Origin of the sequence: Pseudomonas sp. B40(2017) (assembly GCF_002112855.1) — a bacterium.
Taxonomy (GTDB): Bacteria; Pseudomonadota; Gammaproteobacteria; order Pseudomonadales; family Pseudomonadaceae; genus Aquipseudomonas; species Aquipseudomonas pharyngis.
The window spans coordinates 259,541-283,540 of the sequence record NZ_NEIT01000005.1; the positions used below are offsets into that span (position 1 = coordinate 259,541).

The window sequence follows — 24,000 nt, forward strand, 5'->3', positions numbered from 1 at the left end:
TCGTTTCAGGGTCGAAACATGAAAGCCAAACTCGCCACACTTCCCCTGTCCTATCGTCTGGCCGTCACTTCGCGGGTGCTCGCGGCGGTGTTCGGCGGCTATCTGGTCGCGGCATTGGCCAGCGTTACGCTGACGTTGTGGCTGCCGCTGAACCGCGCCGAGGCAGTGGTGACCGGCATGACCGTTTCGTTCCTGGTCTTTCTGGTGGCGGTGCTCTGGTGTTTCGCCTGTCGCACGGCGTGGTCGGCATGGGTCGGTCTGCTGGTGCCAAGCGTGATCCTGGCGACCGTTTCCGGGGCAGCGCGCGGTTTGGGTCTGGCATGAAAGAGGGCTTCCGGCAGGCGATGGCCTGGCTGCACACCTGGACCGGGCTGGTTTTCGGCTGGCTGTTGTTTGCGATTTTTCTGACCGGAACCCTGGCCTATTTCAAGGACGAAACCAGTCACTGGATGCAGCCGGAAATCCAGGCGCACCCATTGGATGCCGAAAAAAGCCTGACGCTGGCCCAGCACTATCTGCAACAAAACGCCCCCGACGCTTCGCGCTGGATCATTGGCCTGCCCGACGCCCGCGATCCCGGTCTGAGCGTGGGCTGGCAGCAGACGCCAGCCAAACCGGGCGAACGCGGCGCATTCACCCGCAAGACGCTCGACGCGCAGACCGGTGTCGAAGTGCAGGCCCGGGAAAGCATGGGCGGCGAGTTTTTCTACCGCTTCCACTTCCAGCTGCAAATGCCTTATCCGTGGGGCCGCTGGCTCTCGACCATCGCCGCGATGGTGATGTTTGTCGCGCTGATCACCGGGATCATCACCCACAAGAAAATCTTCAAGGACTTCTTCACCTTCCGCCCGCGCAAGGGCCAGCGTTCGTGGCTCGACGGGCACAACGCGGTGGCTGTGCTGGTGCTGCCGTTTCATCTGATGATCACCTACAGCAGTCTGGTGATCTTCATGTCGATGGTGATGCCGGCGAGCATTCTGGCTTCGTACGGCAACAACGTTCGAGCGTTTTACGACGAGGTTTTTCCCGAATCCAGCATTCCTGAACGGGCCAATCAACCGGCGACACTGGCACCGCTGGCGCCCCTGTTGCTGGCGGCCAGCGAGCAATGGTCGGGTGGACATGTCGGGCGTATCAGCGTGAACAATCCGGGCGATGCCAATGCCTCGGTGGTGATGTCCCGTGCGGGCTCCGACCGAGTGGTGAATGATTCCGGCAGCGCCGTGACCTTCAGCGGTGTCAGCGGACAAGTCATCGGCACAACGCCCGATCAGCCGATGGCGATGGCGGTTGCTGGCAGTTTCTACGGTTTGCACATGGGCCACTTTGCCGGACCGGTGCTGCGCTGGCTGTATTTCATCTGTGGTCTGGCGGGCACGGCGATGATCGGCACCGGGCTGGTGATCTGGCTCGGCAAGCGTCAGCTCAAACACATCAAAAGCGGTGTGATGCCCTTCGAGTTGCGGCTGGTGCAAGTGCTGAACATTGCCAGCATGGCCGGGCTGGTGGCGGCGGTCGCCGTGTTCTTCTGGGCCAATCGTCTGCTGCCGGTGAATCTGGCCGGGCGTGCCGACTGGGAAGTGAACGCGTTCTTCATCGCCTGGGGCTTGAGCGTGGTGCACGCGATGTTGCGGCCGGTACGCAAGGCCTGGGTCGAACAGCTGTCGCTGGGGGCTGCGCTGTTCGTCGCGGTTCCGCTTCTTAACGGTTTGACCTCCCCGTATCACCTCGGCGTGACAGTGCCCGAAGGTGACTGGGCCTTGGCCGGTTTCGACCTGACGTGTCTGGGCAGTGGCCTCTTTCTCGCCTGGGCCGCCCGGAAAATGCAGCGCGCTGGACACATCGTCAGCGTGCAAAAGCCAGCCCGCGAAACGGCCCGGCCGATCACCCTTGAGCATGGGACGAACTGAATGCTGCTGCCGCTGTTGCTTTGTTATTGCGCTTTCACGGCGCTGTGCCTGGCGATGCCTCGGCATCACGAAGAGCTGCTGGGTCAAAAACCTTCGACCCGCCGTCGGCAAGGTTTGAAACTCGCAGGCTGGCTGTTGCTGGGGCTGTCGCTGTGGGCGGCGGTTGCCATGAAGGGCTGGAGTTTTGGTCTGGTCGACTGGTGCGCAGTGTTGATGCTCAGTGCGCTGACGTTGGTGCTGTTGTTGCCCTATCGCCCACGCCTGGCCTTGACCATGGCCGGACTGAGCCTGTTCGCCAGCCCGGTCGCTGCATGGGCCTTGAACTGACATGCTGATCGGCCATCCTCCCGAGCACCGCGACGACGAACCCCACGGCGCCCGTGCGCATTTTCTTCAGGTGTTCCTGTCCCAGCGTTCGCAGATGGAAGCGCTGGTGAGCCGGCGCGTCGGTTGCCGGGCGACGGCGGCGGATCTGGTGCAGGATCTGTTTCTGCGTTTCTGGCGGCGGCCGCTGGTACAGGTCGAAGAACTCAGCACCTACCTGTTGCGTTGCGCCGGCAACATCGCCATCGATCATTTGCGCAGCGAAGGCGCTCGGGTGCGGGTCAACGAAGGCTGGCAACCGGACGAGCCGGACAGCAGCGCCAGCGAACCGCAGGCGGCGCTCGAAGCGGGCAACGATTTGCGCCACGTCGAAGCGGCCTTGCGCGCCTTGCCCGAGCGCACGCGGCAGATCTTTTTGCTCAATCGCATCCACGGGCGCAAGTACGCCGAGATCGCCAAGGCCATGGGCCTGTCCCAAAGTGCTGTGGAAAAACATATGATGCGCGCCCTCGAGGCCTGCAAGGCCAGCCTGCGCGAACCCGCGCCACGCCTGCCAGGGAAAGCACCGTGAATCACACCGACCGCGTCATCCCGACGCCCGCGCAGGAACAGGCCGCTTTTGCCTGGTTGAGCCTGTTGCACGACCGCCCCAGCACCGGCGATCAACTGACCTTCAGTCAATGGCTGCATGCCGATCCGGCTCACGCCGAGGCCTACGCCCAGGCGCAAGTGGTGTGGGAGTTGAGCGAAGGACCGGCGCGCACCCTGGCCGATGAAGACGCGCTGGCGTTGCAGAGTTTGCTCAACGCGATGGATCGACCGCGCCGTGCATCGCTTCGACGCTGGGCCGGCGCGCTGGCGATGGCGGCCTGTCTACTGCTGATGATCAGCCTCGGCAGCGGTTGGCAGCCGCAGCGCTGGATCGATGATCTGGGCGCCGATTACGTGTCGGCACCGGGCGAGATCCGCACCGTGACTCTGGCCGATCAATCGCAGGTAACACTGGACGCCGACAGCGCCATCGCTGTGGACTTCAGTCACGGCGAGCGGCATGTGCAACTGCGCCGAGGCGCCGGATTTTTCAGCGTGACTCACACGGGCGATCCTTTTGTGGTCGAGGCTGAAAAGGGCCAGGCGCGGGTGCTCGGCACTCAGTTCGAAGTGCGCCTGCAACCTCAAGGCGCCCAGGTGACGGTGCTGTCCGGACGCGTCGGCGTGACGGCATCCCCTGACGGCCAACAGCAGATTCTCACTGCCGGGCAGCAAGTGGCGTACGGCGCAGGCACGGCGGAAAAACTGCACGCCGTGGACAGCGAAGCGCAACTGGCGTGGCGCCAGGGCTGGCTGACTTACTACAAGTCGACACTGGCCGATGTGGTGCAGGATCTTCGCCGTTATTACCCCGGACGGATCGTGTTGCTCAACGACGAACTGGGGGCGCGCAAGGTCAGCGGCAGCTTTCCGAGCAAGGATCCGCAAGCCGTGTTGAATTCGCTGCAAGGGGTGTTGGGATTCGAGCAGCATCAAGTGTTGGGCAAGCTGATCATCCTGCGCTGAAAATATTTTCAACTTTGTGGTGAGGTAAACCCGGACGCCATCCGTGTAGTGACTGAAACTGCGAGTCATTCGCATCCGTTGCGGTTCTACACAGGTCATGAGCAATGAAGTCCAGGGCAAAATCGGGTTCGGTCAAACAGTGGTTGGGCGTTTCAGCCTTGAGTTTTTCGGCATTGGCCCTGTTGCCGCTGAGCGTGGCGCTGGCCGCTGAATCCGTCAGCAGCCAGCCGCAAAAGCAATTCAGTTTTTCCCTGGCTGCCAAGCCGTTGCCTCAGGCCCTGAGTGATTTCAGTCGTGTCACCGGGCAGAGCGTGGTCTATACCGATGAAGCGCCTTATGGCCTGACTGCTCCAGCGGTCAACGGCCAGATGAGTGCCGAGCAGGCGCTGCAACGTCTGCTCACCGGATCTGGCCTGACCTTCCGCCGCACCGACAGCCATACCCTGGCGCTCGAACCGCAACCGACCGCAGGCGCGTTGAACCTCGGCGCGACGAACATCACCTCGGTGGTCGACCAGCCGATGAGCTACCAGCCACCGGAAACCAGTTCGGTGATGCGCTCTTCCGCTTCGCTTCAGGAAATCCCCCAGACCGTCAACGTGATTCCGGCTCAGGTCATTCGCGATCAGGCTCCGCGCAATCTTGATGATGCACTGGCCAACGTCAGCGGCATCACCCAGGGCAACACCTTGGGCAGCACCCAGGATTCGGTGATGACCCGCGGTTTCGGCGACAACCGCAACGGCTCGATCATGCGCGACGGCATGCCGGTGGTGCAGGGCCGTGGCATGAACGCCACCGTGGATCGCGTCGAGGTGCTCAAGGGCCCGGCCTCGCTGCTCTACGGGATTCAGGACCCGGGCGGCGTGGTCAACATGGTCAGCAAGAAGCCCGAACTGACCCAGTACAACGCACTGACCCTGCGCGGCTCGACCTACGGCGACGGCAAGAATGGCAGCGGCGGTTCCTTCGACAGCACCGGTGCGCTGGGGGATTCCGGCCTCGCGTATCGCATGGTGCTGGATCACGAAGACGAAGATTACTGGCGCAATTTCGGCACCCACCGCGAAACCCTGGTTGCACCGTCGCTGGCCTGGTACGGCGAGCGCACCAAGCTGTTGTTCGCTTACGAGCACCGTGAATTCCTGACCCCGTTTGATCGTGGAACCCTGATCGATCCACGCACCAACCATCCGCTGGATATCTCGCGCAACGAGCGGCTCGACGAGAAATTCAACGACATGGAAGGGCGTTCCGATCTCTATCACTTTGAGGCCGATCACGAACTCAACGACGACTGGAAAGCCCATTTCGGCTACAGCTGGAATCGCGAAACCTACGACGCCAGCCAGGTCCGCGTAACCGCGATCGACACCAAAAAAGGCACCCTGACCCGCAGCATGGATGGCACGCAAGGCGCGATCAGCACCGACCGCTTCACCACGGCCAGCCTCGAAGGCAAGGTCAATGTGCTGGGCATGCAGCATGATCTGGTGTTCGGCGTCGACGACGAGTACCGCAAGATCTACCGCGCCGACCTGATCCGCCAGAAAAGCCTGAGCACCTTCAGTTACGTCAACCCGGTCTACGGTCGCGAAGTTGAAGGCACCACCGTCAGCCCGGCGGACAGTGCGCAAACCGATCTGCTGCGCAGCGACTCGGTGTTCCTGCAGGACTCGATCCACCTCAACGACCAGTGGATTCTGGTGGCCGGCGGGCGCTTCCAGGAATACGACCAGTACGCCGGCAAAGGCGTGCCGTTCAAGGCCAACACCGACAGCAACGGCCAGAAGTGGGTGCCGCGCGCGGGTCTGGTGTATCGCTATACCGACGCGTTGTCGTTCTACGGCAGCTACACCGAATCGTTCAAACCCAACTCGACCATCGCGCCGCTGAGCGGCAGCAGCACCGTGCTCGATGGCAGCATCGCGCCGGAAGAAGCCAAGTCCTGGGAGCTGGGCGCACGCCTCGACATTCCGGGGCGTGTCACCGGCAATATCGCCCTGTTCGACATCAAGAAACGCAACGTGCTGGTGGCCAATTCCGAAGGCCCGACGACGATTTACAGCGCTGCCGGCGAAGTGCGTTCCCGGGGCCTGGAAGTGGACCTGACCGGCCAGCTCAGCGACCGCTGGAGCATGATCGGCAGCTACGCCTATACCGACGCCGAGGTTACGGAAGATCCGGACTACAAAGGCAACAGGCTGCAGAACGTGGCGAAAAATACCGGCTCGCTGTCGGCGGTCTACGACTTCGGCAGCGTGATCGGTGGTGATCAACTTCGGGTCGGCGCCGGCGCGCGCTATGTCGGTGAACGAGCGGGTAACGCGGTCAACGATTTCGATCTGCCGAGCTACACCGTGGCCGATGCGTTCGCCACGTACGACACCCGGGTCGAGGGGCAGAAGGTCAAGTTCCAGCTCAACGTGAAGAACCTGTTCGATCGCACCTACTACACCTCGGCGGCGAGCCGTTTCTTCGTGTCGATGGGCGATTCGCGGCAGATTTCGTTGTCGAGCACGCTGGAGTTCTGATCAGCGCAAAAACGCCTGGCGATACTCGCCGGGCGTTCCACCCAGCACCTGGCGAAAGCGGTTGGTGAAGTGGCTGGCACTGGCAAATCCACACGCCAGGGCAATCTCGCCCAACGGCAACGCTGTCCCGCGCAACAACTCCCGCGCCCGACTCAAACGCCGCGCCAGCACATACTGATGTGGCGGCAGTCCGAAGCTCACCCGGAACATCCGCGCGAAGTGGTATTCCGACAACGCACACAACCCCGCCAATTGCCCGAGGCTGATCGGCTCGGCCAGTTGGCTGTCGATGAACTCCACCAGTTGCCGGCGCTGATGCGGCGCCAGCCCGCCCTTGAGGCGCAAGCCGTGGCGTACGCCGACCTGGCTCAACAAGGTTTGGCTGATCAGTTCGTGGGCCAGGCTGCTGGTCAGCAGCCGCTCGCCAGGCTCGTCCCAATTGAGAGTGAGTAACTGGCGAAACCGTCGGGCCTGTTGTGGATCTTCCAGAAAAGTCTGTTCGCGCAGCTGCATTTCCCGGGGCTCGCGATCCAGCAGCGTGACGCAACCCAAGGCAAATTGTTCGGCGCTGAAATACAGGTGGGCCAGGCGAATGTCGCCATTGATCACCCACCCCGACTCGTGGTCGGCTGGCAGGATGCACAACTTGTCCGGACTGCCTTTGTTTGCGGGGGCGCCACGGCGGAACGTGCCGGTGCCGCCAGCGATGTAGCAGGAGAGCGTGTGATGGCTCGGCGCGTCATAGTCGCGGGCGTCGTGGTGGTTGGTCCACAAGGCTGCGGACAGGCCGTCCCCCAACTCGGCGCTGCGCACAAGGCATGCGTTGGGCGAGCTGTTCAAGGCTTGAAAGACTTGCAGGGTATCGATGGCGGCCATGGTCGGTTCTCTTCAACGCCTTGCATCCTACTCCGTAGATGTTGCGCTGCCAGCCTGCACGCCGACAAAAGCGCAAGTTTATGCAAGCGAGGGGTGAAGGCGCAGGCGGACACTGAAACCCAATCGAGGAGTGTCTGCCATGAACCTGTCGTTGTATTTGTTGACCGTGCTGATCTGGGGCACCACCTGGATAGCCTTGAAGTGGCAACTGGGCGTGGTGGCGATTCCGGTGTCGATCGTCTACCGCTTTGGTCTCGCGGCGCTGGTGTTGTTTGCGCTGTTGCTGCTCAGCCGTCGGCTGCAACCGATGAACCGGCGCGGGCATCTGATCTGTGTGGCGCAGGGGTTGTGCCTGTTCTGCGTCAACTTCATGTGTTTCCTGACTGCCAGCCAATGGATCCCCAGCGGTCTGGTGGCGGTGGTGTTTTCCACGGCGACGTTGTGGAACGCGCTGAATGCGCGGGTGTTCTTCGGCCAACGCATCGCGCGCAATGTGCTGATGGGCGGGGCGCTGGGGCTGTCTGGCCTAGGTCTGTTGTTCTGGCCGGAGCTGGCCGGGCATCACGCCAGTCCGCAAACCCTGCTGGGCCTGGGTCTGGCACTCTGCGGCACCTTGTGCTTCTCGGCGGGCAACATGCTCTCGAGCCTGCAACAGAAGGCCGGTCTCAAGCCGCTGACAACCAATGCCTGGGGCATGGCCTACGGTGCGGCGATGCTCTCGGTGTGGTGCTTGGTCAAGGGCATTCCATTCGAGATGGAGTGGACGTCGCGCTACATTGGCGCGCTTCTATATCTGGTTATTCCGGGATCGGTGATCGGCTTCACCGCCTACTTGACGTTGGTCGGCCGCATGGGCCCGGAGCGCGCCGCCTACTGCACGGTGCTGTTCCCAGTGGTGGCGCTGAATGTCTCGGCCTTCGCCGAAGGCTATCAATGGACGGCACCGGCATTGGCGGGGCTGGTATTGGTGATGCTGGGGAATGTGCTGGTGTTTCGTAAACCCGAAGTTGCGGTTGTGGCGAAGCATGGAAAGTTGGCCTGAGATTGATTGAGTCTTGAGCGTTGATTATTCAACGCTCGTTTTTCAATGTTATGAAAATCAGTACCGGTAACATGAAATCGACAATGTGCCGTGCCCAGTCTTTCGCATTCCATACTTGTGAAGTGTCCATGTCGAACCATTCAACACCGATGGTTTGCAGGCAAACATAATAGGTGAAGATCGCAATCAGCAAGCCAATGATCGAGAACCTTTTTGCCTCGTGAAAGACAGCCGCGGACTCGTTGACTTTGCGGTAGAGATAATAAGTACCGAGCAGGCAATAAGCGGTGTAGATCGCTTCCGTGGTGATGATGAACCAATAGATCCGGTGGTGCATCATCGGCGATTCAATCGCCCTGTAACGTATGTTCTCGTTGATCTGTGTCGTATCCATGCTCAGGATGTGTCCGACGTACTCATAGTTTGCCGAGTAGTCGGTCACGTTTCCGTACATCACCAGTAGTCCAAAGAAGCTGATGTAAGCCATCAGGCAGACTTTGCTGTAACGGATTAATTGATCGGTATTGGAAATTCTCACGGTTACTATTCTCCGGTGTGTTTATCTTTGTATTGGATAAAGCCGGGAAAGTTTATAGCGGGATGGTTTATTTCGTTGGCGTGTTGATTTGCAAAGTATGTATTGGCTGAAAGTTGAACGGGCAAGCACTTTACAGTACTTGCCCGATTTGTTTATCCGCGCCAGACCTGCGGGTTCACCAGATCCTGCGGACGCTCGCCGAGCAGGGCACTGCGCAGGTTGGCCAGGGCACGATTGGCCATGGCTTCGCGGGTTTCGTGAGTGGCCGAGCCGATGTGAGGCAGGGTCAAGGCGTTTTTCAGCTGAAACAGCGGTGATTCGGCCAGCGGTTCCTTCTCGTAAACGTCCAGACCGGCACCGCGAATCCGGTTGTTCTGTAATGCCTCGATCAGTGCCGGCTCGTCGACGACCGGGCCACGGGAGATGTTCACCAGAATCGCATCCGGCTTCATCAGCGCCAGTTCGCGGTGGCTGATCAGGTGGCGGGTCTTGTCGCTGAGCGGCACCACCAGACAAACGAAGTCGGCCTCGGCCAGCAGTTGGTCAAGGCTGCGAAATTGTGCACCGAGCTGCTGTTCGAGTTCGGTCTTGCGGCTGTTGCCGCTGTAGAGGATCGGCATGTTGAAGCCGAAGCGGCCGCGACGGGCGACGGCAGCGCCGATGTTGCCCATGCCGACGATGCCCAGGGTCTTGCCGTGCACGTCGCAACCGAACAGCGGTGCGCCGACGCTGGCCTGCCATTGGCCTGCCTTGGTCCAGGCGTCGAGTTCGGCGACGCGGCGGGCGCTGCTCATGATCAGGGCGAAGGCCAGGTCGGCGGTGCTTTCGGTGAGCACGTCCGGGGTGTTGGTGAGCATGATCCCGCGTTCGTTGAAATAGGCGAGGTCGTAGTTGTCGTAGCCGACGGAGACGCTGGAGACCACCTCGAGTTTGGCGGCGTTTTCCAGTTGGGCCTTGCCGAGTTTGCGACCGACGCCGATCAGGCCGTGGGCGTGGGGCAAGGCTTCGTTGAACTGGGCGTTGATGTCGCCGTTTTTCGGGTTGGGGACGATGACGTCGAACTCTTGTTGCAGGCGTTCGATCATTGGGGGGGTGATGCGGCTGAAGGCCAGGACTGTTTTTTTCATTGGCATTTGGCTCGGGCTTGGCGGCTGGTGTGATGCCAAGCAAGCTAACATTTTCTGTTTGGGGTTGTCTTGGCGGCCTTTGGGCCGACCAGGCTTCTGGGGTTTGGGTGTATATCCGTTTTTTCGGGTGTTGCGGCTGGCGGTTCCGCTCTTACAGCGGCTCACTTTTTCAAACGCCAAAAAGTAAGCAAAAGGCTTGGCCCCGGCGTTCGGCACCTCGCTTTGGCTCGGTGTTCCTTCGTTCCGGGATTCATCCGGGGGCATCGCCTACGGTTTGCTTCGCTGCACCTCCTCTCGATGCATGCGGCTGCGCCGCACGGTCGCTGCGCTCCCACCCCCGGATGATTCCCTCCACTCAGCCTTCCGATGGGGCCGGCACGTCAAAAGCTTTACTCGAGCTAACGCTCATCGTGTTGAGTGGTGGAAGCGGAAGCGGAAGCAGATGTGGCAAAAGCTGTGGAAGTAGAAGTGGAAGCTGATGTGGATGTGGATGTGGAAGCATGAGTCGAGTTGCGTGGATCTTGAAATCCGAATTCACCTCGGTATGTCACGTCGGCGTACCTCTTGCAAACAACTCGGTCAGTTCCCTCTCCCTCCGGGAGAGGGTTAGGGTGAGGGGGGCCCTCAGCATCACCCTATTTACAGGCCGGCCAACTCAATTAGCCACCCGAACCCCCGCCAGACTCCCACTCATCTCATAAGCCGCCAGTTCCGCCTGATGCCCCGCCAATATCTCCGGCAGCGAACCACGCAGGTACTCGACCCAGGTCTTGATCTTCGCATCCAGATACTGCCGCGACGGGTAGATCGCGTACAGGTTCAGTTCCTGCGAGCGGTAGTTCGGCATTACCCGCACCAGTGAGCCGTTGCGCAAGCCTTCAATCGCGGCGTACACCGGTAACACGCCGACTCCCATGCCACTGGTGATCGCGCTTTTCATCGCGTCGGCGGAGTTCACCAGGAAGGGTGAGCTGTTGATGGTGACCATTTCCTGACCGTCCGGGCCGTCGAAGGCCCATTTTTCTAGGGGGATCACCGGGCTCACCAGGCGCAGGCAGGCGTGGTTCAGCAGGTCGCTGGGTTTTTGTGCGCAGCCGTTGGCTTTCACGTAGGCCGGGGAGGCGCAGACGATGCTGTAGGTGATGCCCAGGCGTTGCGAGACGAAGCCCGAGTCCGGCAGCTCGCGAGCCAGGACGATGGACACGTCGTAGCCTTCGTCGAGCAGGTCCGGCACGCGGTTGGCCATGGTCAGGTCGAAGGTCACGTCGGGGTGGGTCTTGCGATAGCGGGCGATGGCGTCGATCACGAAGTGCTGGCCGATGCCGGTCATGGTGTGCACTTTCAATTGTCCGGCCGGGCGGGCGTGGGCCTCGCTGGCTTCGGCTTCTGCCTCTTCGACGTAGGCGAGGATCTGCTCGCAGCGCAGCAGGTAGCGCTTGCCGGCTTCGGTGAGCGCGATGCGGCGGGTCGTGCGATTGAGCAGGCGGGTTTGCAGGTGGGCCTCAAGGTTGGAGACCGCGCGCGAGACGTTGGCGGTGGTGGTATCGAGCTGCACGGCGGCGGCGGTGAAGCTGCCGGCTTCCGCTACACAACTGAAGGCGCGCATGTTTTGCAAAGTGTCCATGGGGTGCTCTCAAGGGAGATGGCAAATTGTGACACGAAGTTTCAGGGTCTGAGACCCCCGACCAAGGGATTATCTCGTTAACGGTAACAAAGATTCACAGGATTCCCAGCTTATCGCCGTCATGGCGCCCCCCTAGAATTGCGCCCACCTCGAAACATCTCCCACCTCAGGAATTCGCAGCAGTGCCGCGTCGCATCAACAGAGCGCTTTTGCCGCTCAGTGTTCTGGCTTTTTCGTTAGGTCTTGGCGGCTGCATCGGAACCGGAGGGATTGCCCCGCAGGGCAAGGCTCTGGAGGCCAATGAACTGGCCACCGACGAGGCCATCGCCCACGCCGCCCGTGACGCAAACTGGCCCACCGCCCAATGGTGGCAAGCCTACGGTGACCCGCAACTCAACCATTGGATCGACCTCGCCGTGCAGGGCAGCCCGACCCTGGCCATGGCCACCGCGCGCGTGCGTCAGGCCCGGTCCATGGCCGGTGTCGCCGAAGCCGCCGAATCGTTGCAGATCAGTGGCGAGTCGACCCTCAAGCGCCACAACTGGCCGACCGACCAGTTCTACGGCCCCGGTGAGCTGGCCAACAGCACCACCTGGGACAACAACGCCGCGCTGGGTTTCAGTTACGCCCTCGACCTCTGGGGGCGTGAAAGCAACAGCACCGAGCGTGCGGTGGATCTGGCGCACATGAGCGCGGCCGAGGCGCGTCAGGCGCAGCTCGAATTGCAGAACAACATCGTGCGCGCCTATATCGAGCTGTCGCTGCATTACGCCCAGCGCGATATCGTGGCGGCGACGCTCAAACAGCAACAGCAGATTCTCGAGCTGGCGCAGAAACGCCTGAACGGCGGGATCGGCACCCACTTCGAAGTCAGCCAGGCCGAAACCCCGCTGCCGGAAACCCATCGGCAGCTGGATGCGCTGGACGAAGAAATCGCCCTGAGCCGCAACCAGATCGCCGCACTGGCCGGCAAAGGTCCGGGCGCCGGCGCGCAATTGCAGCGGCCGACCCTGTCCCTTGGCGCGGCGCTCAAACTGCCGTCGGCACTGCCCGCCGAACTGCTCGGCCAGCGTCCGGACGTGGTCGCCAGTCGCTGGCAAGTGGCGGCGCAGGCGCGCGGAATCGATGTCGCGCATGCCGGGTTCTACCCCAACGTCGATCTGGTCGGCAGCCTCGGCTACATGGCCACCGGCGGCGGGGCGCTGGAGTTCCTGACCGGCAAGAAGCTCAACTACAACGTCGGCCCGGCGATCTCGCTGCCGATCTTTGACGGCGGGCGACTGCGTGCGGAGCTCGGCGAAGCGTCGGCGGGTTATGACATCGCCGTAGCGCATTACAACCAGACCCTGGTCAATGCGCTGAAGAACATCTCGGACCAGTTGATCCGCCGCGAGTCGATGGACAAGCAGCAGACGTTCGCCGCCGAATCGGTGGCCACGGCGCAGAAGACCTACGACATCGCGATGATCGCCTACCAGCGCGGGCTCACCGATTACCTCAACGTGCTCAATGCGCAGACCTTGCTGTTCAAACAGCAGCAGGTTCAGCAGCAAGTGCAGGCGGCGCGATTGAGTGCCCACGCAGAACTGGTGACGGCCTTGGGCGGTGGGCTTGGCGCGGGTAAAGACGTGCCGACGGCACAACAAACCCAGGCACCGAAAACCCCGGCCCTCCTGCGTTGAACACACAACCCCTGTGGGAGCGGGCTTGCTCGCGAAGAGGGAGTGTCAGGCAGCCCATGTGTTGTCTGACACAGCGCATTCGCGAGCAAGCCCGCTCCCACAGTTTCTCCGGTTCGACTGAATTTTTGAGCACGACCAAATGACTCCCTTGGCCGCACCTTTACGCTGGCTGTACTCCCTGGAATGGCGCCGGGGTTTCTTCGACTGGGCGCGCAGCGACGGCGTGACCTGGGTCTACATCTTCAAGGTGTTGATCGCCGCATTCCTGACCCTGTGGCTGGCGATGCGTCTGGAACTGCCGCAGCCGCGCACGGCGATGATCACCGTGTTCATCGTCATGCAGCCGCAGAGCGGCCAGGTGTTCGCCAAGAGTTTCTATCGCTTCCTCGGCACCCTGGCCGGGTCGGCAATGATGGTCACGCTGATTTCACTGTTCGCCCAGAACACTGAACTGTTCCTCGGCTCGCTGGCGATCTGGGTCGGCATCTGCTCGGCCGGGGCCGCCCGTTGCCGTAACTTCCGCGCCTACGGTTTCGTGCTGGCCGGGTACACAGCGGCGATGGTCGGCCTGCCGGCGCTCGCTCATCCTGACGGCGCGTTCATGGCGGCGGTGTGGCGAGTGCTGGAAATCTCCCTGGGGATTCTCTGCTCGACCCTGGTCAGCGCCGCGATCCTGCCGCAGACCGCCAGTGCCGCGATGCGCAACGCCTTGTATCAGCGCTTCGGTGTGTTCGCCCTGTTCGTCACCGACGGCCTGCGCGGGCGCAGCAAACCGGAGGCGTTCGAGGCCAGCAACGTGCGCTTCATCGCCGAAGCGGTGGGGCTGGAAGGGCTGCGCAGTGTGACCGTGTTCGAAGACCCGCACATGCGTCGGCGCAACGGTCGGCTCAGTCGCCTGAACAGCGAATTCATGGGCATCACCACCCGTTTCAACGCCTTGCACCAGTTGCTCGAACGCCTGCGCAACAACGGTGCCGATCATGTGGAAGCGGCGATCAAACCGGGCCTGCAGGATCTGGCCGAAGTGCTCGACGGCTTCAGCGGCCGCGCCCTGACCAGCCCGGACGCGGCGCGTCTGGTGCTGGCGCTGGCGGCGTACAAGGAAGGCTTGCCGGCGCGGGTGCGCAGCCTGCGGGCGATCTTCCAGGAGAGTGAACCAAGCGACGCCGAGCAGCTGGATTTCCACACCGCATATGAGTTGCTCTATCGCTTCGTCGATGACCTGCACAGTTATGCACAGACCCACGCCTCGCTGGCCGATCACCGCCACGAACGCGAGCGCTGGGACGAGCCGTTCACCCCGCAAACCAGTTGGTGGGCTGCAGCGGCTTCGGGGATTCGTGCGTCATTCATCCTGATCGTGCTTGGCAGTTACTGGGTCGCTACTGCATGGCCGAGCGGCGCGACCATGACCCTGATTGCCGCTGCCACCGTGGGCTTGTCGGCGGCGACACCGAACCCGAAACGCATGGCGTTCCAGATGGCCTGCGGCACGTTCCTCGGGGCGTTGATCGGCTTCGTCGAGATGTTTTTCATCTTCCCGTGGATCGATGGCTTCCCGCTGCTGTGCGTGATGCTCGCGCCGGTGATCGTGCTCGGCTCGTTCCTCGCATCGCGGCCGCAATACGCCGGCGTCGGCCTCGGGCTGCTGATCTTTTTCAGCACCGGTTCGGTGCCGGACAACCTGACGATCTACAACCCCTACACCTTCATCAACGACTACATCGCCATGGTCATGGGCATGCTGGTCTGCGCAGCGGCGGGCGCGATCATTCTGCCGCCGAACAGCCGCTGGTTGTGGCAGCGCCTGGAGCAGGATCTGCGCGGGCAAGTGGTGTACGCGATCAGCGGCAAGCTCAAAGGCCTGGCGTCGAGTTTCGAAAGCCGTACCCGCGACCTGATGCATCAGGCCTATGGGCTGGCGGCCGGTCAGCCGCAGGTGCAGAAAAACCTGCTGCGCTGGATGTTCGTGGTGCTGGAAGTCGGCCACGCGATCATCGAGTTGCGCAAGGAACAGGCGATCCTGCCGGTGCACCCGGCGTATGCCGAATCCCAGCCGTGGCGCCAGGCAATCCGGGTCATGGGGCGCTCGCTGGTGCGGCTGTTCCTGCAGCCGAATTCGAGCAATCTGGAGCGCGCACTGGTCGCGGTCGATCACGCGATCAGCCGGGTCGCCGCCACCGATGAGCCGTTCGCCCCGCACTTCGATACCTCGGCACTGCGGCGGGTGAAAAGCTACCTGCACTTCATCCGCACCTCGCTGCTCGACCCGCAATCGCCCCTTGCTGCCTACGCCATCGCCAAGCCCGAAGGACTTGCCCATGCCTCGTGAAATCGCCTTCCACGGCGTGTACATGCCGACCATGACCCTGATGTTTTTCGTCGCTGCGGCGCTGGCCTGGGCGCTGGACCGGTTTCTGTCGGGGTTCGATCTGTACCGCTTCTTCTGGCACCCGGCGCTGCTGCGCCTGAGCCTGTTTACCTGTCTGTTCGGCGCGATGGCGCTGACTGTCTACCGTTGAGTCTGAGAATTGTCCCGATGAAAAAGTTTTTCAGCCTGCTCGCGACCCTGCTGGTGCTGGCCCTGGCGCTGTGGATCGGCCGCACGTTGTGGGAGCACTACATGAACACCCCGTGGACCCGCGACGGCCGGGTGCGCGCCGACATCATCAACGTCGCCGCCGACGTCACTGGCGAAGTGGTCGACGTGCCGGTGCGCGACAACCAGTTGGTGAAGAAAGGTGATCTGCTGATGCAGATCGACCCCGAGCACTATCGCCTGGCGGTGAAACAGGCGCAGTCGCTGGTGGCTTCGCGCAAGGCCACGTGGGAGATGCGCAAGGTCAACGCCCATCGCCGCGCCGACCTCGACAACCTGGTGATCTCCAAGGAAAACCGCGACGACGCCAGCAATATCGCCGACTCGGCGCTGGCCGATTACCAACAGGCCCAGGCACAACTGGAAGCCGCCGAACTCAACCTCAAACGCACCGAAGTGCGCGCGGCGGTGGACGGCTACGTGACCAACCTCAACGTCCATCGCGGCGATTACGCGCGCATCGGCGAAGCGAAAATGGCCGTGGTCGACATGAACTCGTTCTGGGTCTACGGCTTCTTCGAAGAAACCAAACTGCCTCACGTGCGCGTTGGCGACAAAGCCGACATGCAGCTGATGAGCGGCGAAGTCCTCAAGGGCCACGTGGAAAGTATTTCCCGTGGCATCTACGACAGCGACAACCCGGAAAGCCGCGAGCTGATCGCCGATGTGAACCCGACCTTCAACTGGGTGCGCCTGGCGCAACGGGTGCCGGTGCGGATTCACATCGATGAAGTGCCGGAAGGTGTGCTGCTGGCGGCGGGGATCACTTGCACCGTGGTGGTGAAGCAGGACGCTGTGGATAACTGACAGACCGATTCGCTGCAAATCGCGAGCAGGCTCGCTCCCACACTGGATCTGTGCCGCACTGAAGATCCCATGTGGGAGCGAGCCTGCTCGCGATTGGGACGACTCAATTTCACGAGCAAATACTCAGCATCTACTCGCTGCAAAACGTCTCGTGCAGATGCCGCCAGATCACCCGTCCGGATTCGGTTTTTTCAAACACCACGGTCGAGCGCCGATCCGTGTGCAACCCGCCTGCATCGGTCTGCTGTTCGCGGTAACTCACCGTCGCACCCCCTTCATGCAAGGCAATCCCCGTAAGTTCGCCGAGTTCGATGCGGAACCCGCTCTTCTTCCCGCCCGCCATTTGAAACAACGCACGCAAGGCTTCGGAATCCAGCACACGTCCCAGTGGCGTCACCATGGAGAACCGTGGCGAAAAACGCGTCAGCAATCGCTCCAGCGCTGCCTCGTCTTCTTCCACCGCAAACCATCGCTCGATGGCCTCATGGGCCTGGATCACTTCGTCAAAATAGTCGGTGTAGTCAGTCATGTGGATGTTTCCTGAAGGTGAGGTGAGCGCAGAAGGGCGAGTAATTTTGTCGAGTCGAAACGCAGCACGGCCGCCATCGGCAACAGCGTGAGCAGCGCGGCGGCGAGAAAGCAGTATTTGAATCCGTTGACGCCCAAGGCACCCAGCAATGAACTGAGCAGCGCCGCGCCGAGGCAGAAACCAAGCTGCCGATTGATGTTCCACAGGGCGCTGGAGTGGCCCATTTTCTCCGGCGTGATGCCGACGAACGCCAAGGTCTGCGCAGTCACGCTGCACAGGCTGCCGCCCAATCCCATCAGGGCGTAGGCGAGGATCAACGGGCCGCTTGCAGGTCGGTCGATCTGCATCAGCACGACGATGCCCAGGGATTGCAGCAGCATGCCGGCGATCAGCAACGGCTTGGGGCCGGTCCGGTTGAAACAGCGTTTGCCCAGCATGATCGCCACACCCGAGGCCGCCGCCCAGGCCAGCATCAGCGCCCCGATTTGCGCCGCACTGAAGCCGAGGTCGTGCAGGTACAGCACGGCGATCATGTGAGTGCCGGTGAAGATGCCGGGCACGCACAGGTAGATCAGCATCGCCAGACGCAATGACGGGTTCTTGATCAGTTGCAGATCAAGCACCGCACCCGGTTTGTTCCAGCCATCGCGCAGGTAGATGCACACCGTCATGACGCTGAGCAGCAGGACACCACCCGCGAGATGGCGGGTGGCCGGGGCGCTCGCCAGACTGACGGCGATCAGCAACAGACACAGCGCGGACGCCGCCAGCAGCAGGCCGCGTGCGTCCAGTTTCGGGCGTTCACTCGCAGCCTGATCCGCTTTCAACCAGCGCAGGCCCAGACCGAAAGCGAAAAGCGCCACCGGCAGGTTCAGGTAGAAAATCCAGCGCCACGACAGCGCCTCGACGATCAGACCACCCGCCGCCGGCGACAGCGCCGGCACCATCAGCGCCACGAGCAAAACCACCCCCGTGAAGTGCGCACGTTGTGTCGCCGGAAACTCTCGATAGGCCAGCGCCTGGCCCACCGGCAGCAGCAATCCACCACCCAGCCCTTGCAGCAGTCGCCAACCGATCAGGCTTTCAATCGAACCGGCCTGAGCGATGAGCCCGGAGGCGATCCCGAACAGCAGCAGCGAACCGAGAATCAGCCGCCGCTCGCCGACCCGTGCAGCCAGCCACACACTCATCGGAATGATCAGCGTCAGCCCGAGCATGTAGGCGTTGGTGATCCAGGCCAGTTGCGTCACCGAAGCCTGCAACTGCGCGGCGATGTCCGGGTAGGCGATGCTGGCGGCGAACATGTTCAGCAGGTCGAGGGCGAACCCCAACAGATACACCAGCGCAACTTTCGAGCGATAGGCCATGGCAGCTTCCCTGTGATGAGGCGTGCAGGGTAGGGCGCTGGCGGCGATAGAAATACGCTGATTTGGCTGCTAGTTTGTCAAAAATATTTTGACAGGGAGTGCAGCGAAACATGGTCAGCCTGGATCGATTCGATACCTTCAAGGCCGTGGTCGAGGCCGGCTCGCTGACCGCTGCCGCCGATACGCTGGGGCAGACGCGGGCGGTGGTGAGCTTCAACCTCAAGCGGCTGGAAGAAGAGTTGGGCGTCACCCTGCTCACCCGCAACACCCGGCAATTGGCCCTGACTGATGCCGGCGAACGTTTTTATCGTCGTTGCCTGCGTACGCTAGACGAAGCGCGGCTGGCGATCGAAGAAGCACGTTCGGAACACTCGCAGCTCAAGGGCACGCTGCGCATCACCACGACCGTGGAGTTCGCGCTGGCTCAGGTGGTGCCGGCGCTGGAGGTGTTTCGACAGCAGCAGCCGCAACTGAATATTCACCTGTCCACGTCCTCAACCCACGCCGATCTGATCTCCGAACGGTTTGACATGGCGATCCGCCTGGGCCGCATGCACGACTCCAATCTGCGGGCGGTGCAGTTGTCGACGTTCGAGGTGTTTGCCGTGGCGGCACCGGGGCTGGCCGAGCGATTTGCACCGGTCCATACGCTGGCGGTGCTGGAGTCGATGCCGACGCTGGGGCATGGGCGAGTGCCGGAAATGACGGTCAGCGACCCCGCCGGCACCGAGCATGTCTATCAGCCAAAACCGGGAACCACCGCCATCGTCGCCGACAACTCCGCGACTCTCCGTGCCTTTGCACTGACCGGGCAAGGCGTGGCGATTCTGCCGCAGTGGCTGATTCAGGAAGACCTGGATGCCGGGCGATTACAGCGTTTGCTGCCGGATTACCGCTTCGCCCAGCAAGGGGTTTACGCGCTGTACCCGGACACCCGGCACCTGCCGCTGAAGGTGCGGGCGTTCATTGATTTCATGAAAGGCTGGGGATGAGTGTTGGCTGGCTTGGCCTCTTCGCGAGCAAGCCCGCTCCCACATTTGGAATGCATTCCCCTGTGGGAGCGGGCTTGCTCGCGAAAGCGTCAACTCGGTCTCAGAGCTTTGCGCGCAAGCCGAAGCGCTTCATCAACGTCGACTCCAACAACCCTTTCGGCAGCAAAGTCGCGAGCAACGGCAACGCCCGGCTGCCATTGCCGATGCGGATCAGGCGTGGCGGTTTGCTCTGCTGCACAGCCTTGAGCAATTCGGCGGCAAATTCGCTGGCCGGGGTCGGTTTGTCCTGGGAGGCCTTGGCCCGCGCCCGGATGCCTTCACGCAACGGAAACCACGGCGATTGTTCGTTGATCAGTTGTTCGGCCTCATGCCCGGCATTCTTGGCGAAACTGGACTGGATCGCTCCGGGCTGCACTTCCATGACGCGAATCCCGAACGGCGCCAGCTCCATGCGCAACGCATCGCTCAACGCGTGCACCGCCGCTTTCGACGCGCAATAGGCGCCGGCAAACGGCGTGACCAAAACCCCTGACACACTGCCGATATTCACCACCAGCCCCTTGGCCCTGCGCAGCACCGGAAACAGTGCGCGGGTGACCCCGACAATCGAAAACACGTTGGTCTCGAACTGGCGCTGCATGGCCGCCACACCGCCGTCGAGCAGCGGCCCCATGGCGCCGTAACCGGCGTTGTTGATCAGCACGTCGAGGCCGCCGTGTTGCTGGTTGATCCGATCGGCGAGTTGTTCCAGCGCTGCATTGTCATTGACGTCAAGCTGCACGGCCGTGAACCCGGCAGCGGCAAGTGCCGCAACATCTTCAGCCTTGCGCGCGCTGGCCCAGACCTCGTAGCCGGCGCCTTTGAATGCATCGGCGAGGGCGCGGCCGATGCCGCTGGAACAACCGGTAATCAACGCAACGGGCATGGCGCATTCCTTGTGCAAACAGTGGGAGAGGGGATCAGTCGGAAAAACTACCCTGCAATCGCTCGGCGCGAAACTCCAGGGTTTGCGGGCGATAACCGGGACGCAACGGCGGCATCGGCAAACAGTCTTCCCAGTTGCCGCCGGGCTGCAATTCGCCGGGGCCGCGATAGCGCGGGGCGGCGTATTGATTGTCGGCCAGGTTCACGGTGTCGCCCGGCGCATACGCGGCAATGCGCCAGCGCAGTTCGGTCAGCGGCACGTCGTTACCATTGTTCAACTTGAGCAGCAGCGGACGGTCGGCGGGGCAGTGTTCGGGGGCATAGACGATGCGCAATTCAAGGCGCGCCAGTTGCCTGACCTCGCGGTTGTCCAGCCACACCACCCACATCGCCACCAGCCCCAGGCCCACAGCGGCGGCCATCGACACCGGCAGGGCCTTGGCCGGGTAGCGCAACAGCAGGATCAGCCAGGTGATGACCAGCAAGACGCCGATGAACATGTTCGAACACTCCTTGAACTTGTGCCTGCCATCCTACCGAAGGGGCGCGGGAATGGACATTCGCGGATTGCGCGCAGGTGCCGTTGGTCGGGACTGTCATTTCCGACAGTAGCCGAAACAGCGCTGAGCTTGCTCTGATGCCAGAGGCACACCGAATGCCGATTGCGGGGAAGCGCGCTCCATGAGCTTGCACGTCAATACGCCGAGGATGTCTGTGATCGACCCGCGCGGCTTGCCGGTTCGCTCGGTCGACTATTGTCGAGACATCGAGAACGGACCGGTCGGCTCCCGGATCAACCGCACCCTGCATGACTCTGCGGGGCGTGCGCTGAAACAGTGGGACCCGCGACTTTGGCTGTCGCAAGCCGACGACCCGCTGACGCCGGCCAATCTGATGCAGGTGTTTGCTCTGGACGCCACGGTGATTCGCTCGGACAGCGTCGATGCAGGTATGCAAATCGAACTGAAGGGACTCGCTGCACAAACGATGTTCAGTTGGGACAGCCGTCAGACGCGGCGCGAGATCGAGCACGACAATTTGCTGCGCCCCGTCGCGATATTCGAAGAAGGAGCAGGCGTGCCTCGGCGTTGTGTCGAGCGCCTGACCTACGGTCATCCCGGCAGCGGGGACCCGTCGCGCAACCAGTTCGGTCAGCTGATCCGCCATGACCATCCGGCCGGCAGCGTACTGTTCAACGCGTTTGCAATCAGCGGTGCATGCACCGAGGACACCCGGCACTTCACGCTGGATCCGCTGACACCCGACTGGCCGGAGCAGGAGGCTGAGCGTGCGCGGCTGCTAGAGCCAGGCGCCGGTGAGCTGTCGCGGTGGCGCCATGGTGCATTGGGGGATGTGCTGGAACAGACGGATGCCCGAGACAACCGGCATACATTCGAGCTGACCGTTGATGGCCGTTTGCGCGAACGCCGCCTTCAGTTGAAGGGGGAGCGTGAGCAGATCCTGGTCACTGACATTCGTTACAACGCGCAAGGCAATGTCACGCAGCAAACTGCCGGCAACGGTGTGCACACCACCCGGACCTATCGTCCCGAGGACGATCGTCTGTTGTGCCTGCGGACCGAAGACGCCCGCGGACTCGTGCTGCAACACCTGATTTATGGATACGACAGGATGGGCAATGTCCTGCGGATTGAAGACAAGGCAATGCCGATCCGTTACTTCGCCAACCAGTGCATAGAGCCGGTCAGTTGCCTGGTCTACGACAGTCTTTACCAATTGATCATGGCGTTCGGGTGGGAAGCCGGGCGTGCCAGTCAGGGCCCGCAATCGATGGGCCGCGTCGATCCGGCGGCGGTCAGCAAGTTTCAGCAGGATTACAAATATGATTGGAGCGGCAACCTGCTCAAGCTGATTCATGTCGGACCACAAAGCCACGGACGCAAACTGCAACCGGCGAGCTACAGCAACCGCAGTCTGCCATACGAAGTCACGCCGCCTACCGATGCACAAATCGAAGTTGCATACGATCGAAGAGGCAACTTGCTGCAGCTGGAACCGGGGCGGATGTTGAGCTGGAACCTGCGTAATCAACTGCAATCGGTCAGTCCGGTCGAGCGTGCTTCCGGTATCAATGACAACGAGACCTATCTCTACGATGGCAGCAGTCAGCGGGTACGCAAGATCCGCTCCTTGTTAACCAATGCCCGAACCCTGGTTGCCGATGTGCGCTATTTGCCTGGACTGGAATTGCGCACCGACAACGGCACCGGCGAACGGCTACAGGTCATCGTCGCCGGCGGTGTCCGGGTACTGCATTGGGAGAGCTCGCCGTCCTCGGGCATCAACAATCAGTATCGATACCAACATGTCGATCACCTGGGCTCGGTCAGTCTGGAAACCGCCGATGACGGTACGATGATCAGTCGCGAAAAGTTTCACCCTTTCGGTACCAGCGCCTGGCAGGACGGCGAATTCAGCTACAAATACATCCGTTACTCGGGCAAGGAGCGTGATGCGACGGGGCTCGACTACTTTGGTCTGCGCTACTACATCCCGTGGTTGCAGCATTGGTTGAATCCGGACCCCAAAGGCATGATCGACGGGCTCAATCTGTACTGTATGGTCGCCAATTCACCGGTCACATTTTTCGACAGCGACGGTGGAGGCAAAACCGAAGCCGCTGAATTGAACAATAGTGTGGACAAACAGCAGGCCTTGTTATCAGCAGTCTCATCGGCCGCTGCGAACACCCGCAACTCCATCATGAATCACCTGTATGCCCGTCAACGTTTTCAGGCGCTGGGCAGGCGCATCATCACGCAGTTGGGCAGTTCCGCATTCAGCGCCGGCGCCAGCGCGGCAGGCTCCGCAACTGGGGGCGGCATTGGCGGGTTGTTGGGTCCGGGTGGTGCGAAATTGGGTGCCGCTGCCGGGGAAAAGGCTGCGTCAATGGCAGCAGACCGCCTTGTGTCTAAAGTGGTGGACGCCTATCAACTGGATCGCGCGATCAATTTCAAAGGCAATGAAATGAATCCCAAGGCTTTCATCGAAAGCGTCGAGCCGAAAAAGAGGCCGGGCCTGGCAACGCTGGGATTCGAGCTCGCGGCATCGGATCCACGTACACCCGAAGGGCGCGCCCGGCTCACCAGAGTGGTGGTCGATAAAGCGATTGACAAGGTGGGTGGCGAGCTGGGTTCGGAGGTGCCGGGCCTTATAAGAACGGGGATTGAGTTTTACCATGCCTCGCAAGGATTGGATGCAGCGACACTGAGTGAAGCCCACGAACAAACGCCAGTGGTGATCGACATGCTGGAATTCAGAATGCAGGCGATCAAGGACGAACTGGCGGTATCCAATGATGCAACGGCGGAGGTCTTCGAAAAGGTTTCCGAGTTGTCGGCGCAAACTCCGGTCGTTGTTCACGCGCTGAACCGGAATCAGGACTTCATCGAGCTTGTTGCACCGACGCCCTATGCCGGCAAACGGCAGTCGCTCAAACGAGGGGCACTGGCGAAGTCTCACGCACCCCGGCAGCATTCGTCTGCCTGAATTGAAAAAGCCCCCGCCCAACCCGCTGCGGATAGGGGACGCAGCGGGCTGGACGGGG

General features: G+C 61.8%; 21 protein-coding genes. 13 read left to right on the forward strand and 8 right to left on the reverse strand.

The window, feature by feature from the left end; translation table 11 throughout:
• Positions 1-18: 18 nt before the first annotated feature.
• The 6 genes from CAF76_RS15300 to CAF76_RS15325 all read left to right on the forward strand — a co-directional run bounded on the left by CAF76_RS15300 (position 19) and on the right by CAF76_RS15325 (position 6,325).
• Positions 19-324, forward strand: a complete 306-nt coding sequence (locus tag CAF76_RS15300; RefSeq protein WP_085647719.1) for a DUF3649 domain-containing protein — start codon at positions 19-21, stop codon at positions 322-324.
• Positions 321-1,910 (forward strand): PepSY domain-containing protein, encoded by a 1,590-nt coding sequence (locus CAF76_RS15305; protein ID WP_085647720.1) that lies wholly within the window; start codon positions 321-323, stop codon positions 1,908-1,910. Before CAF76_RS15300 ends, CAF76_RS15305 begins: the two co-directional genes overlap by 4 nt.
• Positions 1,911-2,237, forward strand: a complete 327-nt coding sequence (locus CAF76_RS15310; RefSeq protein ID WP_085647721.1) for a DUF3325 domain-containing protein — start codon at positions 1,911-1,913, stop codon at positions 2,235-2,237.
• Position 2,238: 1 nt separating this feature from the next.
• Positions 2,239-2,805 (forward strand): RNA polymerase sigma factor, encoded by a 567-nt coding sequence (locus tag CAF76_RS15315; RefSeq protein ID WP_074691725.1) that lies wholly within the window; start codon positions 2,239-2,241, stop codon positions 2,803-2,805.
• Positions 2,802-3,791 (forward strand): FecR family protein, encoded by a 990-nt coding sequence (locus CAF76_RS15320; protein ID WP_085647722.1) that lies wholly within the window; start codon positions 2,802-2,804, stop codon positions 3,789-3,791. Before CAF76_RS15315 ends, CAF76_RS15320 begins: the two co-directional genes overlap by 4 nt.
• A gap of 104 nt (positions 3,792-3,895) precedes the next feature.
• Positions 3,896-6,325, forward strand: coding sequence for a TonB-dependent receptor (locus tag CAF76_RS15325; RefSeq protein WP_085647723.1), 2,430 nt, complete (start codon positions 3,896-3,898; stop codon positions 6,323-6,325).
• Here CAF76_RS15325 and CAF76_RS15330 read toward each other — a convergent pair whose 3' ends face one another.
• On the reverse strand, positions 6,326-7,201 hold the full coding sequence (locus CAF76_RS15330; RefSeq protein ID WP_085647724.1) for a helix-turn-helix domain-containing protein: 876 nt from the start codon (positions 7,199-7,201) through the stop codon (positions 6,326-6,328).
• Between the two features lie 139 nt (positions 7,202-7,340).
• On the opposite strand from CAF76_RS15330, the gene CAF76_RS15335 reads away from it, so the two are divergent.
• On the forward strand, positions 7,341-8,243 hold the full coding sequence (locus tag CAF76_RS15335) for a DMT family transporter (RefSeq protein ID WP_064593500.1): 903 nt from the start codon (positions 7,341-7,343) through the stop codon (positions 8,241-8,243).
• 28 nt (positions 8,244-8,271) lie between these two features.
• On the opposite strand, the gene CAF76_RS15340 is transcribed toward CAF76_RS15335, so the two are convergent.
• From CAF76_RS15340 to CAF76_RS15350, 3 genes are all read right to left on the reverse strand, one after another.
• A complete protein-coding gene (locus tag CAF76_RS15340; RefSeq protein ID WP_082934356.1) occupies positions 8,272-8,781 on the reverse strand; it encodes a DUF2165 family protein in 510 nt (169 codons plus the stop codon).
• A gap of 152 nt (positions 8,782-8,933) precedes the next feature.
• Positions 8,934-9,908, reverse strand: coding sequence for a D-glycerate dehydrogenase (locus tag CAF76_RS15345; RefSeq protein WP_085647725.1), 975 nt, complete (start codon positions 9,906-9,908; stop codon positions 8,934-8,936).
• A gap of 655 nt (positions 9,909-10,563) precedes the next feature.
• Positions 10,564-11,532 (reverse strand): LysR family transcriptional regulator, encoded by a 969-nt coding sequence (locus tag CAF76_RS15350; protein ID WP_085608127.1) that lies wholly within the window; start codon positions 11,530-11,532, stop codon positions 10,564-10,566.
• Positions 11,533-11,714: 182 nt separating this feature from the next.
• On the opposite strand from CAF76_RS15350, the gene CAF76_RS15355 reads away from it, so the two are divergent.
• The 4 genes from CAF76_RS15355 to CAF76_RS15370 all read left to right on the forward strand — a co-directional run bounded on the left by CAF76_RS15355 (position 11,715) and on the right by CAF76_RS15370 (position 16,620).
• Entirely contained in the window at positions 11,715-13,214 is a 1,500-nt protein-coding gene (locus CAF76_RS15355; RefSeq protein WP_085647726.1) for an efflux transporter outer membrane subunit, read from the forward strand.
• Between the two features lie 139 nt (positions 13,215-13,353).
• The gene (locus tag CAF76_RS15360) at positions 13,354-15,546 is read left to right on the forward strand and encodes an FUSC family protein (protein ID WP_085647727.1); all 2,193 of its coding nucleotides are present in this window, start codon (positions 13,354-13,356) and stop codon (positions 15,544-15,546) included.
• Positions 15,536-15,736, forward strand: coding sequence for a DUF1656 domain-containing protein (locus CAF76_RS15365; protein ID WP_003221811.1), 201 nt, complete (start codon positions 15,536-15,538; stop codon positions 15,734-15,736). Before CAF76_RS15360 ends, CAF76_RS15365 begins: the two co-directional genes overlap by 11 nt.
• 17 nt (positions 15,737-15,753) lie before the next feature.
• Positions 15,754-16,620 (forward strand): HlyD family secretion protein, encoded by an 867-nt coding sequence (locus CAF76_RS15370; RefSeq protein WP_085647728.1) that lies wholly within the window; start codon positions 15,754-15,756, stop codon positions 16,618-16,620.
• A 130-nt stretch (positions 16,621-16,750) separates the two neighbouring features.
• On the opposite strand, the gene CAF76_RS15375 is transcribed toward CAF76_RS15370, so the two are convergent.
• A complete protein-coding gene (locus CAF76_RS15375; RefSeq protein ID WP_085611395.1) occupies positions 16,751-17,149 on the reverse strand; it encodes a DUF4440 domain-containing protein in 399 nt (132 codons plus the stop codon).
• Entirely contained in the window at positions 17,146-18,516 is a 1,371-nt protein-coding gene (locus tag CAF76_RS15380; RefSeq protein WP_085647729.1) for an MFS transporter, read from the reverse strand. Before CAF76_RS15380 ends, CAF76_RS15375 begins: the two co-directional genes overlap by 4 nt.
• Positions 18,517-18,626: 110 nt before the next feature.
• Here CAF76_RS15380 and CAF76_RS15385 point away from each other — a divergent pair, with 110 nt between their 5' ends.
• Positions 18,627-19,508: a LysR family transcriptional regulator gene (locus tag CAF76_RS15385; protein ID WP_085647730.1), complete on the forward strand. Its 882-nt coding sequence runs from the start codon at positions 18,627-18,629 to the stop codon at positions 19,506-19,508.
• A 100-nt stretch (positions 19,509-19,608) separates the two neighbouring features.
• Here CAF76_RS15385 and CAF76_RS15390 read toward each other — a convergent pair whose 3' ends face one another.
• A complete protein-coding gene (locus CAF76_RS15390) occupies positions 19,609-20,433 on the reverse strand; it encodes an SDR family oxidoreductase (RefSeq protein ID WP_085647731.1) in 825 nt (274 codons plus the stop codon).
• A 34-nt stretch (positions 20,434-20,467) separates the two neighbouring features.
• Entirely contained in the window at positions 20,468-20,932 is a 465-nt protein-coding gene (locus CAF76_RS15395; protein WP_085647732.1) for a multidrug transporter, read from the reverse strand.
• 181 nt (positions 20,933-21,113) lie between these two features.
• Here CAF76_RS15395 and CAF76_RS15400 point away from each other — a divergent pair, with 181 nt between their 5' ends.
• Positions 21,114-23,942 (forward strand): RHS repeat domain-containing protein, encoded by a 2,829-nt coding sequence (locus CAF76_RS15400; RefSeq protein ID WP_085647733.1) that lies wholly within the window; start codon positions 21,114-21,116, stop codon positions 23,940-23,942.
• Positions 23,943-24,000: the final 58 nt, after the last annotated feature.